Here is an 18,746-nt window from a genome sequence, read left to right as displayed (position 1 = left end):
GTTACGGGCAGCGCAGCAAGCCTCTTGCCCTTCGGCGCTGTGCGCGTTGCTGGCTTGAAAGATGTCATGAGGGAGCACCACCGGCGTGGAAGGGGGACCAGACCTCAAGTTCTCGCGCAGGAGCCGGGGCTCGCTGTTGGTCGTGGCTGGATCCCTTAAGGCGGACCGATGGTGGGGGCTTTTCGAGATCGCGTTGAACGGATCAGACAGCCGTTTTCGTTCGCGAGGACTTGCGTTCGCTCCAACGCTGCGTCAGGACGTAGAACACCGGAACGAAGGGGATTGCGAGGATGGTCGAAGCCAGCATGCCGCCGAACACGACCGTGCCGATGGCCCGCTGGCTGGCTGCTCCGGCCCCGTCGGCCGTCAGCAGCGGCACGACACCGAGGATGAAGGCGAACGAAGTCATCAGAATCGGCCGGAAACGGCGCCGGGTCGCTTCGACGGCGGCCTCGGCGATCGTCATCCCTTCTGCGCGCAATTCCCGGGCAAACTCCACGACGAGAATGGCGTTCTTGCTGGCCAGGGCGATCATCAACACGAGCCCGACTTGCGTGTAAAGGCTGTTTTCGTAACGACGCGAGATCAATGCCACGATCACGCCTACCAGGGCCATTGGGACGACCAGGATCACGCCGAACGGGCTGGACCAGTTCTCGTACTGTGCCGCCAGCACCAGGAAAACCAGCAGGATCGACAACGCATATACGAAATAAGCCTGATTGCCGACCTGTTTCTCCTGAAACGCGGTGGCGGTCCAATCGAACGCCATGCCGCTGGGCAAGTTGGCACTTGCGACCTGCTCCATCAGCTTGATGGCATCACCCGAGCTGTGCCCGGGTGCCTGCGCGCCGAACAGTGGTGCCGCAGGGTAGAGGTTGTAGCGGGTCACGAGTTCCGAGCCGACCCGCCGGTTGACATTCAGCATGGTGCCAAGCGGCACCATTTCCTGCCGGCTGTTTCGTACGTAGAGGTTTTCGATATCCGTGGGCTCCAGACGATAGGGTGCGTCCGCCTGCACGTAGACCTGGTAAGACTGGTCGAACTTGTTGAACAGGTTGACGTAGGACGATCCCAGAAAGGCTTGCAGCGTTCCGAAGACATTGTTCAGCGGTACGTCAAGCGACTGCGCCTTGACTCGGTCGATGTCGAGGAAAAGCTGCGGGCTCTGTGCGCTGAACGTACTACCCACGAATCCCAGCGCCGATTGCCCGCCGGCAGCCCGCATGGTTTCCAGAACGGTTCTCTGCAATTCGGCCAATCCCAGGCTGTGGCGATCTTCGATCATCATCTGGAAGCCGCCGGCCTGACCGAGGCCGGCAATCGGTGGCGGAATCACCACGGCGATCCGGGCTTCCTGCACGGCGTCGAACTGCTGCTTCAGGCTGGTCAGGATTTGCCTCTGATCGAGCCCCCTCTCTCCGCGTTGGTCCCACTTCTCGTAGATGGCGAAGGTGCTGAAGGCATTCGAGACGTTCGCGGCGTCGAGCATGGAGAAGCCGCCGATCGTGACCCATGCGGCAATCCCGGGGGTCTTGGCGAGCACACTGTCGACCCGCGCCGATACCGCCCTCACCCGCGGCTGGGCGCTGCCCTCAGGGAGCTTCGCGACGACGATCGCATAACCCTGATCTTCGATCGGCAGGAATCCGGTGGGATGCCGGGCAAAGAACCACGCGCCGACGCCGACAATGACGAAGAACACGACGGCCATCCAGCCGCTTCGAGCGACCATGGCGCGAACGAGGCGCGCATACCCGCTTTCTATGCCGTCGTAGACGCGGTTGAAGCCCCGGTAGAACGCATTCGGCCGGTAGTCGGCCGGGCGTGAGCGCAAATACTGGGCGCACTGCGCAGGCTTGAGGGTCAAGGCATTGATGGCGCTGATCACCGCGGTCGAGGCGATCACCAGCGCGAACTGTCGGAACAGCTGGCCGCTGATGCCCGGCAGAAAGGCGGCCGGCAGGAAGACCGCAATCAGTACGGCCGTGATGCCGATGACCGGACCGGTCATTTCGTGCATCGCCTTGATCGCGGCGTCCTTCGGCGACAAGCCCTTCTCGATGTAGTGCGAGGCGTTCTCGACGATAACGATCGCGTCATCCACGACGATCCCGATGGCCAGAATCAGGGCGAACAGGGTCATCAGATTGACGGAAAAGCCGAGCATGGCCATCGCCGCGAAAGCGCCGATGATGGTGACGGGAACGGTCGTGGCCGGCACCAGCGTCGCCCGCCAGTTCTGCAGGAAGATCATGATGACGACGAGGACCAGAACGCCGGCTTCCTTCAGCGTTTCGTAGACGGCATCGATCGATTGTTGAATGAAGTCCGTGGTGTCGTAATGGATCGCGTACTTGAGCCCTTCCGGAAATTCATGGCTCATCTGTTCGACGGCCGCTCGGATGTTCTTCCCGAGATCGATGGCATTAGCGCCGGGCAACGCATACACGAGAATCTGCGCCGCCTTGTGCCCGCTGACACCCGCGAAGTTGCTGTACATCTGCTGGGACAGCTCGACCCGCGCGAGATCCTTGACGCGCACCAGTTGGGCGGTTTCGTCGTTCTGCGTGCGGACCGTCTTGACGATGATGTCCTCGAACTCCGACACGTCCGACAAGCGCCCCAGGGCATTGACCGTGAGCTGGTAGGATTGCTCCGCGGGCACGGGCGCCCCGCCCAGTTGTCCGGCGACCACCTGATTATTCTGTTCGCGCACCGCATCGGCGACATCCATGGTCGTCAGGCCGTAGTACTTCAGGCGCTCCGGGTTCAGCCAGATGCGCATGCTGTATGCGCCTGCCCCCAACACCTTGATCTGCCCTACCCCCGGGATCCGGCCCAATGGGTACTGCATGTTGATCATCGCGTAGTTCGACAAAAAGGTGTCGTCGAAGCGGTCGTCCTCCGCATACAGGCTTACCACCTGCAAAATATTGGTCGACACCTTTTTGATCGTGACCCCCTGCTTTTGCACGGCGTCCGGCAACTGCGCGAGTTGCCCGTTGACCATGTTCTGCACGAGGCTCATCGATGCATTCAAGTCAGTCCCGACGCGAAACGTGATCGTCAGCATGTAGGTCCCGTCGGAACCGCTCGTCGAGGACATGTACATGGAGTTCTCGACTCCGTTGACGCCCTGCTCGATCGGGATGCCGACAGTCTTTGCGATGACTTCGGCGCTGGCGCCCGGGTAACGTGTCACGACCTGTATCGTCGGCGGAACGATATTCGGGTATTGCGCGACGGGCAGGTTCAGCAGGCTGACCGCGCCGAGGATGATCGTGATGATCGCGATGACATTCGCGAAAATCGGCCGTTCGATGAAGAAACGGGAGATCATTGCGCGGTCTTCGCCGGGGCTGCATGGGGGGCGTCGTCAGGGAGCGGCGCGCGGGTGGGTGTGACCGGGCGCCCTGGCATGGCACGCAGCAGACCGTTGACGATGACCCAGTCGCGATCGTCAACACCGGAGGTGATGGCGACGCGACCGCCGGTCTTGGCGCCCAGCGTGACGGGGCGACGCGCGACCATGTTCTTGTCGTCCACGACCAGCGTGAACGCACCGCCCTGGTCGAAGCCTACGGCGTCCTCCGGCAGCAGCCATTGTTGCTCCGGCTTCCCGGTCTCGGCGCGGATCCGAACGAACAGGCCAGGCAGGATGCGGTAGTCGGGATTCGGCAGCAAGGCGCGGAGTTGGAGGGTACCGGTCGTCGTGTCGACTTCGATCCCGCGATAATCGAGCTGGCCCTTGTGCGGATAGCCTTCTTCGTTGGCCATGCCGAGCGCCAGCGGAATGTAGGGGACCTTGCTGGCCGTGTCCGTTCCCTCGTTCTGGCGGGCACGGCGGACCCGTAGCAGATCCTGCTCGCTGATCGTGAAATAGGCGTAGATCGGATCGATCTGGTTGATCTCGGCGAGCACGGTCTCCTCCCCTGCCCCGACGACATTGCCCGGGTCCTTGTACCGGCGGCTAACCCGGCCGCGGAACGGGGCCTTGACGGTCGTATAGCCGAGATTCAGTTGCGCCAGTTCGACCTGCGCCTCGGCCGCCATGACGTCGGCCTTCGACCCATCGCGTTCGTAGCGCCAGCGATCCACATCGGTCTGCGCGGCGGCGTTCTCCTGCAGCAATCCGATAAAGCGCTTGAACTCGGTCTCGGCATGGAACAGCCGCGCCTTTGCCGCCAGAAGCTGGGCCTGGGCCTCTTTCAACTTCGCCTGATAGGTGTTCTGTTGAATCACGAACAGCACCTGGCCCTCGTTGACGACATCGCCCTCCTTGAAAAGTATCTTTTCGAGATAGCCCTCGACACGTGCCCGCAATTGCACCGTGTGCAAGGCCTGGGTGTTGCCGGTGAACTCGAGGTACGGTTTGATTTCCCCCCGAATGGGATGACTTACCGTGACCGGTGGCGGCGGTGGTGGAACATAGGTGTTGGGGTTCTCACAGCCCGCCGACAATACCGACAGGGCGAGCAATACCGCCGACGCGAAGCGCCCGACGCAGCAAATGGGAAATGGTTTCGTCACCTCGGGCCTCAGGCGTTGGCGGCTTGCAATGGATGGGATGGCAACCGGAGAGTTCACCACGCGGGCGCTCGGATCAGGTTCGTTGGGCGCTCTGCAGGCACGGGCATGGGTTCGAGCAGTTCCCCCCAGTTGGTGCGCCGCGCCATCGCATCCTTGATGGGAGCCGGTACGAAGTCCTTGCCTTCACGGAGTTGCCAGCCGCCACCGAGCGCCCGGTAGACGTTGACCAGGCTGGAGGCGATATCGCCAAGGGTCGTCGCAAAGCTGTCCTGTTGCTGCAGCAAGGATTGTTCGGCGGTCAAAACGGTCGTGAAATCGGCGATACCCTCGCGATACTGCAGCGTCGCCAACTGCAACGAGCGCTGAGCTGCCGCGGTGCTCTGTGCGAGATAGTCAGCCGCATCCTGCGTCTTGATGAACGCGATCAGACCGTCCTCGACTTCCCGTTGCGCGCTCAGGACGGCATTCTGGTAAAGGGTCAACGCTTCCTGCAGCAAGGCGTCCTGGGTTCGCACCTGGTTCGTGATCTGCCCGTAGTTGAACAGATTCCACTGTACGGCCGGTCCGAAGCGGTAGAAATGACTGCTCCACTGGAACATGTCGCTCAGACTGTTCCCGGAAGCGTTGGACGACACGAAGCCAAAACTGCCGCTCAAGGAAAACGCGGGATACAGATTGGCCTCGACCACACCGACACGAGCCGACTGGGCGGCTGCTGCCATTTCCGCCTTGCGGATGTCGGGGCGGCGGCGTAACAGATCGGCCGGAATGCCGACGGCGACGTGGAGCGGCGGCGAAGGGATCTGCGCCATCCGCGCGCCGGCACCGAGGGGTTTGTCCAGTGTGCGCGGGGACTGCCCGAGCAGCAGGCATAGCGCATTTTTGGTCTGGCGGAGTTGGCTTTCCAGCGAAGGGATTGAGGCCTGGGTGCTGCCGAGCACGGTTTTGGCCTGCTCTACGTCGCGTTGAGAGGAACTGCCCCCGCGGAACTTGGCCTCGGCAATCTTCAGGCTTCCCTGTTGCGCGGCGACGTTGTCGCGCGCGATGGCGAGTTTCTTCTCGAGTGTTCGGATACGAATATAGAAATTTGCAACGTCGGCCGTTAGCGTCACAAGTGTGCTGTCATAGTCGGCCACGGCACTGAGTAACTCGGCATCGGCGGCTTCAATGGCACGACGAAACTTGCCCCAGATATCGAGCTCCCAACTCGCCGTCATTCCGATTCGATCTATCCACAGGGTGTGCACCAGACCGTCGCTCGTTGGCAGCCGCTCGCTGAGCCCGCGGAGCGGCAGGTGAAACTTCTCGACCAATCCGGTCAGATGTTGTTGTTGTGGATAGAAGTCACCGATCGCAATGCCGAGTTGCGCCCTGGCCTCGAGGATGCGGAGGCCCGCCACTCGCAGCGGAAGGTTCTGCGAGTAGGCCTGTTCGACCAGCTGATTGAGAACGGGATCCTTGAAGACTCGCCACCAGGCCCGGGTTTCAGCGCTGCTGCTGCGCACTCGCTGGTCGCCCTTTTCCAGCCAGTGGGTGGCGAGATCGGAATGGGGAGTTTCAAAGTCGGGTCCGATCAGACTGCAACCCGCGCTGAGCGCGGCCAAGCACACAATCCCGACCAGGGACGCGAACACGCGACAATCCATGCAATCCTCCTTGCGGCCCATAGTAGCGGACTGGCACGGCCCGTGCCAGCATCAGAGCCGGCCAAAGGCGCTGCCCTTGCGTTATGGCACCTCCGACGCCAAGGTTGTGGGGAGCCGATGGGGAAAGAGACGCTGGCGACCGGCTTCTGCCCTTCCCTGCTGGGGCGGCATCAATAATGCTTTCGCTACCAGCAGAACCATCCAGAGCGAGGGGATAACGTGATACCCGAAGGGAATGCGCTGCAACAGTACCTGGACACCCTTTACCGCGATTACGCGCCGCTCGACGACGGCGAGGTCGCCAGCTACATACCCGAACTGACGAAAGCCGACCCTGAATGGTTCGGGATCGCCTTGGTCACCGTGGACGGGCATGTGTATCAGAGCGGCGATACGCGACAGCCCTTCACGATCCAGTCGATATCCAAGGCGATCACCTATGGGCTCGCGTTGGACGATAGCGGCATCCCCAGCGTGCTGGGCAAGGTCGACGTCGAGCCCTCTGGCGAAGCCTTCAACGAGATCAGCCTGGAGCCGGGTACCGGCCGTCCGCGGAACCCCATGATCAATGCCGGGGCGATTGCCACCGTGGCGCTGATCGCCGGTGATACGGCGGATGAGAAGCTCGCTCGGATGCTCAAGACCTACGAACGCTATCTTGGCCGTAAGGTGACGATAGACGAAGAGGTTTACCGTTCCGAAAAGTCCACCGGTCACCGCAACCGAGCCATCGCCTACCTGCTGCGCAATTCCAACATCATCGAGAAGGACACCGATGAGATATTGGATGTGTATTTCAAGCAATGCTCGATTCTCGTCGATTGCCGTGATCTGGCCCTGATGGGTGCCACGCTGGCGAACGACGGAGTGAATCCGATCACGAGCGTGCGGGCCTTGCCCAGTCCGCTGGTGCCTAAGGTGCTAAGCGTCATGAACTCCTGCGGCATGTATGACTATTCCGGCGCGTGGGTGTACGAGGTCGGCATGCCGGCCAAGAGCGGTGTCGGAGGCGGCGTCATGGCCGTGCTACCCGGACAATTCGGCCTCGCGGTGTTCTCGCCGAAGTTGGATGCGCGCGGCAATAGCGTGCGCGGTATCGCCGCCTGCAAGAAGATATCCAGCGACTTCGGGCTGCACGTCCTGCAGACCGGGCGCATGACGACCACCTCAGTCATCCACGTGCGCTACAACGCCGCGCAGATTCCCTCGAAGCGCTCGCGGGCAGCCGAACACACACGAGCGCTGAGTGTTCTGGGCGCACGGGTCGTCGTTTTCGAACTCGCGGGCGACCTGGTTTTTTCGTCGGCCGAGATCATCGTCAGCGAAGCCATGGGCGCGATGGACACGGCAGACTTTCTAATTCTTGACTTTCGGCGCGCGCCGCGGATCGCCCAAGGTGCCGTCTGTCTATTGGTGGCCTTGATACAAAGCCTCGGCCAGGGGGGAAATACGGTATTGCTGACAGGCATCTCGGATAAGTTCGAAGTGGTGCGGGAGATCCGACGGCGCGTGACCGCTGTCGAACGGGAGCCTCTACTGGGCTGCGAGGACGTGGATCACGCACTGGAGTGGTGCGAGGATCGCTTGCTGACCGATCACGCTGCCACAATCTCGACGGAGGTGCCGCTGGCGCATCAGGCGTTTTGCGACGGCTTCTCGCCCGAGGAACTGGCGGGACTGGAATCCATCACGGAGCGTCGGGATTATGCCCCTGGGGCCGTGGTCTGCAGGGAGGGGGAAGTCGCCGAGTCGATTTTTTTCATCCTGCGTGGCCAAGTCAGCGTCAACATTCCTTTGGAACACCGGCGATCGGGACGAATCTCGATGTTGTCCGCCGGCTCGGCCTTCGGCGAAATGGCACTTTTCGATCAAGGGGTGCGCACTGCCGACATCATTGCCGACGGCCCGGTTACCTGCCTCGAACTGGACTTCGCGCGCCTGGAAGCCGACTCATCGCCACTGCACGCACGGATCCGCTACCAACTCGTTCGTAATATCGCCCGAGGACTGAGCCGGAAACTGCGGCAATTGACCGGGGAAGTCCGCTTGTTGCGCCGGTGAAGAAAGGCGGTGCGCCAGCGCTCGCGTGCGGGGAGAAATCCCGGCTATTTTGCGTCCAGTGCGACGACCAGCGGGTTTGCGGGTAGTTCGGCAGCCATGAGGAAGCGTCGGCACCGCGCCAGATGGAACTTGGTCGGCCCGTCATCCGGAAACCTGTCCTGCAGGGCCGAGAAAGCGCGCTCGGCCTCCCGCCAGTCTCCCGAGGCCAAGGCCTGCATCGCTTGCTCGAACTCGGCGCAGAGTCTCAGTTGCCTCTCTTCGGCCGCGTAGCGCAGGGCGACGACCTCGACGACCGGAAGCGGCGTGGTTTTGCCGACAAAGCAGAAGTCGCCGACATGCCGCAATAGTAGATCGTTCACCCCTTCCACCGCTGCCCGCGTGGCGAGGATCTGCGTGCCCATCTGCTTGTTCAAGCCCTCCACTCGGGCGGCCGTGTTGGCACAATCGCCGACGATGCTGTAGACGAAATGGCCTCCCCCGCCGGCATGCCCCACGTAGGCCATGCCGACTTCGAGCCCGATTCGCAAAGACTGCGTCAGCAGTGAGTAACGCTCCTTGAAGGTCGCCATCGCCTTTACTGCATCCAGTGCGCCAAGAATCGCTTGATGCCGGACAGCGACCGTTTCTTCATCCGACGTCCAGGCACACATGATTCCGTCTGCACGGAACTCGACGACATCCACGCCGTTCTCGCGGAGGGGTTGCGACAGTGTGTCGAAATAGTCGTTCAGGAAGACGGCCAGTTCCTTTGGCCGCAACTGTTCGGAAATCGTCGTGAATCCCGCCATATCCGAGGCGAAGCAGCAGCTGTAGGCCACACGGTTGATCGCGGAGGGGTCCAGGACCTTGTCCGTGAAGTCCCTCGCAACCCCTTCCGGAAGATAAAAGCTGATGGCCTCCGTGGCCTTGTTTTTTTTGTGCCGCTCCAGCAGGTATTGGCTCACCAAGCCAATGAAAAGGGCCAGCGGTAACTGCACCAACATCGGGATGGCCAACGGCAGCCAGCCATGAGCCTGAACAAAGGCCTGATAAACGCCGAACGCGTAACCGCCGCCGAGTAGGAGTGCAAGAGGAACGCCGGCTATCGCTGGCAGCAGATAGACCATGCTGCCGAGCAGACCGCCCACGATAGCCAGTACCGCGGCAATGGTGAACGGACTGGAGGGTTGCAGCCCCTGTTCATGCAGCAGATTGCCGAACGCGGTCGCGGCGATCTCGACACCGCTCAGATCAACGCCGTCGTCGTTGGTAAACACCGTGTAGAACCGATCCGGCTGTCCCGGGTCGTAGAGATCCGAGTAACCGACGAAGACGACCTTTCCATTGACATCGGGGGGCGGCTGCCCGCTTCCGGGGTCTTCGCTGTTCATGACGACATGGTAGGGGATGGTCGCGATCGTGCCGGGAGGACCGTAGAAGTTCAGGTAGCGATGATCATCACCGGCATAGAGGCTGATCAGCGACCTGACGGCCAGCCGCTGGCCTGGATCCGGAATGCGGGCGGGGTCCTGCTCCAGAAGCTGTCTCAGCGCAGGTGCCAGGTCAGGGTCCTTCTGGAACAGCTGCCGGGTGTGTGCCATCAGCTTGCGGAGTTCGACTCCGCGCAGGTCTCTTTCGCGGGGCACCGTGACGGTGCCGGTGCGGCCAAGCCCTGATGCCCGCAGAAAAGCCCAGAAATTCGGCTGTATCCCGAGCGTGTGGACTTGCAAGGCCACAGCCGGCATCGTCGCCGCGTCGCCGACACTGGGCTTGAATGCCCAAAAGTCGTACACCGCCACTTGCACCTTGGGCAGGGGAAACGGCCCCAGGCCCTTCGCGGCATTCGCCAGCGGTGAGATGGGTGGCACGAGTTGCTCCATCCACACCGAGCCGGAGGGTTTGCCACTCGCGTCCAGGATCATCTGGCGCTTGCCGACAAGCTTCGTCGCCAAGACGACCCGGTTCGATCGCTCGATTGCGCGAGCAAAGGCCGAATCCTCCAAAGCGGTCTTCTCCGTCTGAAAGTCGAAGTCGAAGACGATGGATGACGCGCCCAACGCCGTCAGCCGGTCGACCAAACGGGCATGCACTGACCGGGGCCACTCGCGCGGTAGCCGCGAAAGTCCGAGGTGAACCCCGGTCTGATCGTCAATCGCGATGACGGCGACTTCCGGCGGCGGATCGATTGCACCGCGCAGCTTGAAGAGCCATGCCAAGCCGAAATCCTGCTCGACGCCGTGCCCCAAAGGGCTGATACCCAATACGGTGCCGACCGACGCCGTGGCTAAGCCGGCGAGAAGGCCCTTTACCCAGCGGCGCATACGCTCTCCCTGTTGCCACGGTAGGAGATGGCTTCGGCCCCGTCTGGTCGGAGCACAGTCGCGATCGAGGACAAAAGACTGATGCTGCAATTCTGCATGGGTAGTGGCGATGCCTTCCCGGAGAGCCGTCGCGAGTGGCCCTGGGGATGTCGGTCGTTCAGTTCCGGCCTAATTTCTATCGTCCCAGGCATACTGGCCCTTCATTCTACGTGATCCTCGTCGCGCTGCCGCGCTAACCCTGGACAGCCGGCCACATCGGTTTCTGCCGAACCGTTCGATGACTGCTGTGCGGAATGGGCATGATTGGTGCGATTGCGGACTTCAGTGCACTATTGATGTGCGTGTCAGGCGTTCCCTTATTCGCCATCATGATTACCGATTGGCGCTGTAACAGGGATTTAGTGGCTCATCCTTCGCTGGCATGGTACATGCTGCTAGATCACGCCTGAATCGTCGCGGGACACACGTTTAACTGCTTCAAGCGCCATGGGGTCGACGCGGTGGCAGTGCTTTCACGAAATACAAGAATGACAAGAGAGTGCAGACAGGGACCATCTCGACGGATCGCCTGCCGAAGCGGTCGATAACTTTGTCTCAATCGGCATTGGGGTTCCCTTATGCCGGTCCTGAAAGAGTCCCCTACTCCCTTAATTCTCCGAACGGCTATCGACCTGTCCAGTGAGGAAGAACGGGCGAATGGTCCTGGCTCCCTCTCAAACGATCAGAGTGATTGGCGTCGCAAGTCCCGGCGCCCGGTCGTTGTATCGATCTGATTGCCCGGGAGCAGTTGCAATCTGTCGACCAACGTTCTCCACACTATCGGGCGCTGCAGTGAGGCCAGGAGCCCTACGCTGCGACTGTGGCATAGCCGGGTGAGCGGGGTTCGGGTTACTTCAACGAATATGTGCTGAGGCCTTAGTCGCTGTTCCACCGGAGACTGGGCCCCTGCTGCTTTATTCATTTGGCCGCACTGGAGTTCGGCCTTGGGGGAGAAAGGAAGCGTCTGCGCACAGTACGCCAAGTCGCTCTGCTGGCGAGGCAGGCTGTGCTTTGGGGTAAACCCTAAATCATCCGTTCGGAGAAGCTCATGTACCGATCCCGTTTCGCGCTGGCCCTGCTGGGGCTGACATTATCCCTATGGTCGTTGCGGTCGCTCGCAACACAGGCCGTTACCGTACTGGACCTCGAGGGAAACCCGACCTGTAATTCCCTGGCACTGAATTCCGTTTTACAACTCTCGGATAACTCGCCGCCGGCGGCTGGCGTACCGAAAACCATCTCCGCTTCGGGTGGGCCGTCGATTACCTATAGGCTCGACGCAACCCGGACAGGCATCAGCCTCTGGAACGTCGTAGGAACGCCGCAGACCCCCATCAACTTCGTGATTGCGAAATCCCAGGGCAATACCGGGGCGCGGGTATTCCACTTTTCTCCGGCCGGAGCGTTGCAGGACTCGCTGGCAACGGCTCGGGGCACCATTACCCAGATCAGCTTCTGCTATGGCCTCGCGATGCCGGCGAATCCTGGCGGCAGTCAGGCTCTGCCGGATTGCTCCGAGATCAATGACCAGTTGGACGAAACCGGTATCGCGTGTCCTACAGACGGCAGCCGACGTGTGATATACAGCTTCGATCCGGACGCCCCTAATTGGAACCTGACCGCCTGTACGTGCAATGCGACGCTGACCAGGTGCAATCCGGATGCCTCCTTCCCTGAGGACGCGGACGCCTGCCCTTCGGGGGCAACGAAACTTCCGCGGGTGCCGGTCCATGTCGAGGCTGTTGAGGATCCCTTTGTCTGCTCGACGCTCGGTGGTACTCGAACCTGCACCTGTGTCGACCAGAACAAGGCGTTGGCAGGCTGTCAGTAGCGCTCTATCTCGGGACCAGGCAACGAGGACGCCGGTGCCCTCGGCGCCATCTGCTTTTCCGGCCGCTGCAATGCGGCCGGAAAATGCAGCCGGTCAGTCCGGTGCAGCGGGTTTGCAGGGTGCGCTTAACGAAAGAACCGCCTGCACAACCCGACAAGGGGTTCTCGTCGACCGGGACCGCGCTTTCACTCGTAACCGGCAGCCTGCAAACGCGCAATGAAGTTGCTGACATTCTCGCGCGCCGCATGCTCGTAGCGGGCGTGGAACCATTCCGTTCGAAAGATCCGCTCGCGCCCTAACAGTGCTCGGAGGAAGCCGAGTTGGGCCGGAAAAAACGTATCGTCCGGAATATGTGCCGCTTCTCGCCTGATGTTTTCGCTGTCCTGCACATACTCGCCCCATTCCGAGGCCAGCTGCGAGAGATCGATGTCCACCACGTAACATCCGTCGGCGTCATTCGGCTCATCCCGATGGCGCGTCAGCAGGATGTAATGACACACGGTTCGAATGTGGTCCGGGTCATGCTGGTTGTGCGCCATGGTCTGAAACAGCGCGGCACTGTCCTGTTCGTTGGTTGCTGCGCCGGGGACATAGATTGCATCGTGCAACCATAACGCCATCTCGACGGCGTCCGGACAGTCCATCAAGCCGGAGCATCCATCAAATTCGGAAAGACAGTGAGTCAGGTGCCCCCAGCCATGGTAGCGCCGTTCTCGTGCACCATAGTGGCGAAGCAGCGTATCGAAACGCGAGTCACCTTGGTTGGTAGCCCCGCCCATCAAGCTGCGGCCCCACAATTCCCGGAAGCGTTTCCGCAAATCGATGCTCATATGGCTGGTCATGCGAGGTCTGTAGCTCCATTGGGGCTGCGCGGACACGCCAGGAAGTCGGTCCATTCGTTATTGTCTAGCAAGGCTTAAGCCATCTGGGGGGGCACAAGGCGCTGCCGCGACCGTTTGCGCGTGCCCTGAAATTGTGCGGCATCGACTGATGGCGCCTCATAATCGCGCGTCCGTGACCGCCCTGGGTTACTCGTTCTCCCGCAACGACTTAGGGTATCTCCCGCAGCGGCCTGTCTGTGTCGACTGGAATGGAACCTGCTTACAAAACGCAACGTGATAAGCACCCTGCGTAGGCCGTCGCCGCCGGTGATGGAAGGCCCACGGCCGAGGAGCCTTGATTTGGCCTGATAGGGAACCTCGGGATCAGGAACAAAGAGGTGTAGCGACGATGCGAACGTTCTTGTGGCCGACTCTGGCCGCGGTCTTGTTGACAAACCTCGAGAGCCGGGCCGAGGAAACGTGCGCGCCCGTTGGTCGTCTGGCGTCCGTCGAGGGTAGCGTCGAAATCGCTCATGCCGACGAGAGTTCATGGCAGGTCGGTAGACTCGACGAGCGCCTATGCGAAGGCGATTCGGTCCGGGTTGGGGAGTCGAGCCGGGCGGCCGTGCAGCTCATCAATGACGCGGTGTTGCGCCTGGATCAGTCCACCACCGTACGCCTGCTGGACATTACTGCTAAGAAGGAGGAACGTTCCCTGCTCCAACTGGTTGCCGGGGCACTGAAATCGTTCAGCCGCTCGCCACGGCACATGGCGGTCAACACCCCGTATGTGAACGGTATGATCGAGGGTACCGAGTTCGCGATGCGGGTCGACGGCGAACAAACCGAGGTCACGGTCTTCGAAGGGAAGGTTTCGGCGGTCAACAGTCATGGCAAGCTGGCGCTCACGCCAGGCCAGTCGGCGGTAGCGGCCCGCGGCGCGGCGCCGCGGGCGTACACTCTGGTCAAGCCGCAAGATGCAGTGCAGTGGACGCTCTACTACCCCCCGATCTTTTCGTTCTCGGACAACTCCGGCAAAGTTCATTCCTCAGCGGAATCCGACGGTCTGCAACGGATCATAGGGAGTGCCGCACGCGGCGACGTCGTCGGCGCATTGCGACTGGCGGGAGCGATTCCGCCATCCGCGAGGACCTCCCAATACGACGTGATTCACGCAGCGCTGCTGTTGCAGGTAGGACGCGTCAACGAGGCGCGAGGTGCCATCGACGCCGCGTTGCGTCGCGACGCGAAGTCCGGCCTGGCGTATGCGCTGCGTTCCGTCATTGCCATTGTGCAGAATCAACGGGAATCCGCCCTGCAGGACGCCCGTAAGGCGGTCTCTCTGAGTGGTAGCGCTGCAGCCAAGATCGCTCTCTCCTATGTGCAGCAGTCGGCATTCGATATTCCGGGGGCTCGCGATACGCTGCTAGCAGCCGTCAAGGAACATCCGAACGATGCCAACGCGTGGGCTCGCCTAGCCGAACTGCAGTTGATGCTGGAGAACCGCAGCGAGGCCACCGAAGCCGCGCGGAAAGCGGAAGCGCTGGCGCCGAATCTCTCCCGGACGCAGATGGTGCTCGGTTTCGCCGCGCTGGCGGAGTTCCGCGACCGTGAGGCCATGCAGGCCTTCGAGCGCGCGGTGAGCCTCGATTCGGCCGACCCGATGGGGCATTTCGGCCTCGGGCTGACGCGCATCTATCGCGGCGACGTGCCGGAGGGCCGGAGCGAACTCGAGGCGGCCGTGGCGCTGGGTTCGTCCAATGCCCTCCTCCGCGCTTATTTGGGTAAGGCCTATTTCGAGGAGAAACGCCATCCGCTGGATGAGCAGCAATTCAGAATCGCGAAGGAACTCGATCCGTCGGATCCTACAGCCTACTTGTATGACGGAATCCAGAAGCAGACGGTGAACCGTCCCATCGAGGCGCTGAAGGACATTCAGGCCTCGATCGACAAGAACGACAGCCGGGCCGTGTACCGCAGCCGGCAACTACTCGATCAGGACCGCGCGGCGCGTGGCACGACGCTGTCCAGGGTGTACAAGGATCTGGGCGTGGTGCAATGGGGCATCCGAGAAGCGACCAAGTCATTGATGCTGAGCCCGGCGGACGCCTCAGCCCATCGGTTTTTGTCAGACTCCTATCTCGGGATCCGTCGCCGCGAGATCGCCCGTGTCAGCGAGCTGCTGCAGGCGCAATTGCTGCAAGACATAAACATCTACCCGATCCAGCCGAGCATCTCCGAGACCAACCTGAACATCCTGACCATCACCGGTCCCTCGAATCCCGGTTTCAACGAATTCACGCCGCTGTTCGAACGCAATCAGGCCAAGTTGTATGCCAGCGGGGTCGCCGGCAACAACAATACCTATGGCGGCGAAGGGGTCGTCGCGGCGGTCTATGATCGACTGTCACTCAGTGCCGGTGCTTACACCTATAACAGCGACGGTTTCCGACCCAACAACGGCATCAACCAAACGATCTACGATTTTTTCGCGCAGGCGGCGATAACGAACGAACTCAACGTCCAGGGTGAGTTGCGGCGGCGAAACTCCACCGAGGGTGACCTTGCCTTCAACTTCAACCCCGGCAATTATCTGGCAAACCAACGCATCACGCGCGATCAGGACATGGCGCGCGTCGGTCTGCGGTACTCCCCTACGACACATTCGCACTTGCTGCTTTCCTGGATCTACAGCACGCTTGACTTTACCGACCGCCAGCCGAATCAGCCGATCGATCCATCCCTGTTGGTGACCCTCAATGCCGTCAATCGACAGCCCGGAAACCAGTACGAGGCGCAGTACATCCATGAGTTCGACTGGATCAACCTGGTAACCGGGGCGGCCTACGCCAGCGCTTCATACAACACCGACGTCACGGCCACCTTTACCGATCCTGCCGGTACGCCGCTTTTCAGCGGCAGTGTTTCCCAGCGCTATCCGGTTCAGTTTCCGCACGCGTACATGTACCTGAATGCCAAGACACCGCAAAAGGTCACCTGGACGACGGGCTTTAGTTACGATGACTTTGAACAGGGCCCGATCAAGGAAACCAGCATCAACCCTAAGCTCGGTGTGCAATGGCAGACCACCCCTGACCTTCTGCTACGAGCCGCGGCCTTCAAGACCATGAAGCCGGTACTGGTCAACAATAGGACCATCGAGCCGACGCAGATCGCCGGCTTCAATCAACTCTTCGACGACATCAACGGTACCAAGTCCTGGCGCTATGGATCGGGGTTCAACTGGCGAATCACGCCGGAGTTTTACCTCGGAGGCGAAGCGACCTGGCGCAGGATCGACGAACCGCAGGTCTTCGTGGACGAGAACAGCGTGGAGTCGGTGTTTACCGAAGGACGTCGGGAGCAATTCCACGATCTGTATCTGTTCTGGACCATCACCGATCAACTCATCGCGAAGTTGGAGTTTGCCTACGACGATTACAATGCGGCGCAGGGCATCGCGACCGAGTTTGACAACCTTCCGACCCATGTCAGCACGATCAGTGCGCCGATCGGACTGACCTACTACAGTCCACAAGGCATGTTCGTGGGTGCGACAGGCAGCTTTGTGGATCAGACGGTGCAGCGATCGGCGAACTCGGTGGATGCCAGCGGGAACGACAATTTTTTCCTCGTGGATGCGAGCATCGGTTATCGTTTTCCAAAGCGCTATGGGCTCATCAGTTTTGCCGTCCAGAATCTGATGGACACGAAGTTTCAGTATCAGGATGACAGCTTTCGAGAGTTCCGGACCGAGCCGGTGACTGGACCGTACTTTCCGGAGCGGACGTTCCTGGGTCGGCTGGTGATCAACTTCTGATGGTTCCATACCCATGTCGCTCGCCCCGTCGAAAGGTGTTAAGGTCCATGCCACGACGATCATGGCCTTTGTGCTATTTCCGGGATCTGCTCGGCTCGTGCATCCAGTATTCCGTTTCACAACACCAGAGAGTAGCAATATGAAATCTCACGGCGTCGGAATCGCTTGTTTGGTCATGTTCCTTACCTTAGGGCTTACGCGGACCGCCCTCAGCACTGAACTGCCCAACTGTGAGGATCTCTTTTCAAAGCAGAAACAGACCAACAGGGGCCTGACCATTTCCTGCAATCCGGATGGGCCGCCCCAACTCGCGTATCTGATCGATCCCAATGATCCCAAGGGTGACCCAAAGCTGTGCGGTTGCAATGCGGACTGGGTGAAGTGCGATCCCTATCGCAATAACCCGGATACAAATCCCGAAAGCAAGAAAACTGCGGCGGATCCTTCCTCGAAAAAGAAATGGTCGCTACCGCCCTGTGTCGAGGGAACGGGAGGATTGAAGGCCATTCCGAGCGGCTTTGAATACATTAATGACGGCACGACTGCCTGCACGACCACCGGTGGCTCTCGGCTCTGTTTTAGGGCGCGTTGAGCGGGATGCCACAGCTTACGGGTGGCCGGCCATCCGGCGCGCCACCCGTCTGCTTGTCGTTGTTCCACGGGGCCGAAGGTATTCGAAATGGGCCAAAGCGTCGGCCCGATTCGCTAGCGTTTTGTCCGAGTCCGAAATGTGGGCAGTAAACTGACTTGATGCAGGTGCGCTATCCCCTGGCGCCCCGTTGAAAACCAATCGCCAAATGTCCTTGAGTGAGGCCGGAGGCCGCAATCCAGGGCGTTGAGCCGATTCCGGCTCATTTAATCTGATGACATGAGCACCCGAAGAAAGAGCAGAGCCGGGATAGTCCTGCTATCCCGTCGCGCCGTGTTGATTGTTTCCCTGCTGGCAGTTAGCGGGATCCTGCTCTATTTTTATCACCGCACGCAGTGGGACCTCCTGTCCAATCTCGCGATGATTCCCTTGGAGCTAATCGTCGGGGCCATCCTGGTTGAGGGCTATGTCGCCCGCAAGGAACAGGAAAAGCGTGCCAGACAATTGATGTTCATCAAAAGCTTCATCTTCCGCTCAGAGTTGCGAAATCTGTACCTGGCGAACTTCGCGGCGCTGGAGCAGCCGGCCATTTCGATGTCGATGATACGACGCGCCAACCTGGAGCAGTTGCGGGCCATGAGGGAAGCGGCCGCAACCCCGCGCTACCGCTCTCCCGAGGAAATGGAGACGGTCATCATGGAGTATGTGGCTGCCTACCCGGTGTTTTACGGGTTCATGGAGTGGGCTATCGCTAATGATTCGGATGCCATCCTGTCCGAGATGGTCTTTGTGTTGCATTTCATACAGGATGTGAAGGTATTCAAGCGCATGAGTCCTGGAAAGCTCTACATGCAACAAGCACAGCAGCACCAGCAGTTGATGGGAAAGGTCATGCGGCTCCTCGGTACCGGCATCGTCAAGTTCCTCGATTACGCCATCGAGCTTCACGTAAACCAGCCCACGACCTTTGACGATTTGCTCGCGGACTATGAGGCCGCCAGTCGGTCACCGACACTGCCACCGGAACAGGATACGTCGTCGGTGGCGGGACACACCTTGTTTCAGGCGCTGATGCGGAATTCCTGAGGGAATCGAAAGCGTGCCGG

10 protein-coding genes are annotated in these 18,746 nt (G+C 60.7%); 5 read left to right on the top strand and 5 right to left on the bottom strand.

Going from position 1 to position 18,746, the window contains the following annotated elements; all coding sequences use genetic code 11:
• Positions 1 to 202 precede the first annotated feature (202 nt).
• Genes ACW73L_RS09465 through ACW73L_RS09455 form a run of 3 tightly spaced genes read right to left on the bottom strand, consistent with a single transcriptional unit; the run spans position 203 to position 6,179 of the window.
• Complete coding sequence (locus ACW73L_RS09465; protein ID WP_498921656.1) at positions 203 to 3,343, bottom strand: efflux RND transporter permease subunit; 3,141 nt, start codon at positions 3,341 to 3,343, stop codon at positions 203 to 205.
• Positions 3,340 to 4,533: an efflux RND transporter periplasmic adaptor subunit gene (locus ACW73L_RS09460; protein ID WP_139556993.1), complete on the bottom strand. Its 1,194-nt coding sequence runs from the start codon at positions 4,531 to 4,533 to the stop codon at positions 3,340 to 3,342. The genes ACW73L_RS09465 and ACW73L_RS09460 overlap by 4 nt, the downstream gene beginning before the upstream one ends.
• Positions 4,534 to 4,586: 53 nt before the next feature.
• Complete coding sequence (locus ACW73L_RS09455; RefSeq protein WP_498921654.1) at positions 4,587 to 6,179, bottom strand: efflux transporter outer membrane subunit; 1,593 nt, start codon at positions 6,177 to 6,179, stop codon at positions 4,587 to 4,589.
• Between the two features lie 219 nt (positions 6,180 to 6,398).
• On the opposite strand from ACW73L_RS09455, the gene glsA reads away from it, so the two are divergent.
• The gene (gene glsA, locus ACW73L_RS09450; protein ID WP_498921652.1) at positions 6,399 to 8,240 is read left to right on the top strand and encodes a glutaminase A; all 1,842 of its coding nucleotides are present in this window, start codon (positions 6,399 to 6,401) and stop codon (positions 8,238 to 8,240) included.
• 44 nt (positions 8,241 to 8,284) lie between these two features.
• On the opposite strand, the gene ACW73L_RS09445 is transcribed toward glsA, so the two are convergent.
• On the bottom strand, positions 8,285 to 10,540 hold the full coding sequence (locus ACW73L_RS09445) for a CHASE2 domain-containing protein (RefSeq protein ID WP_498921650.1): 2,256 nt from the start codon (positions 10,538 to 10,540) through the stop codon (positions 8,285 to 8,287).
• 1,087 nt (positions 10,541 to 11,627) lie between these two features.
• Here ACW73L_RS09445 and ACW73L_RS09440 point away from each other — a divergent pair.
• Positions 11,628 to 12,410 carry a hypothetical protein gene (locus ACW73L_RS09440; RefSeq protein ID WP_498921648.1) on the top strand — a complete coding sequence of 261 codons (783 nt, stop codon included), beginning with the start codon at positions 11,628 to 11,630 and terminating at the stop codon, positions 12,408 to 12,410.
• Positions 12,411 to 12,595: 185 nt separating this feature from the next.
• Here the strand turns inward: ACW73L_RS09440 and ACW73L_RS09435 are convergent, their stop codons facing one another.
• Complete coding sequence (locus ACW73L_RS09435) at positions 12,596 to 13,252, bottom strand: HD domain-containing protein (RefSeq protein ID WP_498921647.1); 657 nt, start codon at positions 13,250 to 13,252, stop codon at positions 12,596 to 12,598.
• Positions 13,253 to 13,640: 388 nt separating this feature from the next.
• On the opposite strand from ACW73L_RS09435, the gene ACW73L_RS09430 reads away from it, so the two are divergent.
• The 3 genes from ACW73L_RS09430 to ACW73L_RS09420 all read left to right on the top strand — a co-directional run bounded on the left by ACW73L_RS09430 (position 13,641) and on the right by ACW73L_RS09420 (position 18,726).
• Positions 13,641 to 17,051: a FecR domain-containing protein gene (locus ACW73L_RS09430; RefSeq protein WP_498921646.1), complete on the top strand. Its 3,411-nt coding sequence runs from the start codon at positions 13,641 to 13,643 to the stop codon at positions 17,049 to 17,051.
• 139 nt (positions 17,052 to 17,190) lie between these two features.
• A complete protein-coding gene (locus ACW73L_RS09425) occupies positions 17,191 to 17,643 on the top strand; it encodes a hypothetical protein (protein WP_498921645.1) in 453 nt (150 codons plus the stop codon).
• Positions 17,644 to 17,919: 276 nt separating this feature from the next.
• Positions 17,920 to 18,726, top strand: a complete 807-nt coding sequence (locus ACW73L_RS09420; RefSeq protein WP_498921644.1) for a hypothetical protein — start codon at positions 17,920 to 17,922, stop codon at positions 18,724 to 18,726.
• The last annotated feature ends 20 nt before the right edge of the window (positions 18,727 to 18,746 follow it).

It is taken from the genome of Methylolobus aquaticus (assembly GCF_054172105.1).
Note: the sequence above shows the minus strand (reverse complement) of the source record. Positions and strands in the feature narration are given on the sequence as shown.

What these genes read in the sequence shown, in the direction of transcription:
- ACW73L_RS09455 (WP_498921654.1), bottom strand. Translation starts at nt 6,179, where the DNA reads ATGGATTGTCGCGTGTTCGCGTCCCTGGTCGGGATTGTGTGCTTGGCC.
- ACW73L_RS09445 (WP_498921650.1), bottom strand. Translation starts at nt 10,540, where the DNA reads ATGCGCCGCTGGGTAAAGGGCCTTCTCGCCGGCTTAGCCACGGCGTCG.
- ACW73L_RS09420 (WP_498921644.1), top strand. Translation starts at nt 17,920, where the DNA reads ATGAGCACCCGAAGAAAGAGCAGAGCCGGGATAGTCCTGCTATCCCGT.
- ACW73L_RS09440 (WP_498921648.1), top strand. Translation starts at nt 11,628, where the DNA reads ATGTACCGATCCCGTTTCGCGCTGGCCCTGCTGGGGCTGACATTATCC.
- ACW73L_RS09425 (WP_498921645.1), top strand. Translation starts at nt 17,191, where the DNA reads ATGAAATCTCACGGCGTCGGAATCGCTTGTTTGGTCATGTTCCTTACC.
- ACW73L_RS09465 (WP_498921656.1), bottom strand. Translation starts at nt 3,343, where the DNA reads ATGATCTCCCGTTTCTTCATCGAACGGCCGATTTTCGCGAATGTCATC.
- ACW73L_RS09435 (WP_498921647.1), bottom strand. Translation starts at nt 13,252, where the DNA reads ATGACCAGCCATATGAGCATCGATTTGCGGAAACGCTTCCGGGAATTG.
- ACW73L_RS09430 (WP_498921646.1), top strand. Translation starts at nt 13,641, where the DNA reads ATGCGAACGTTCTTGTGGCCGACTCTGGCCGCGGTCTTGTTGACAAAC.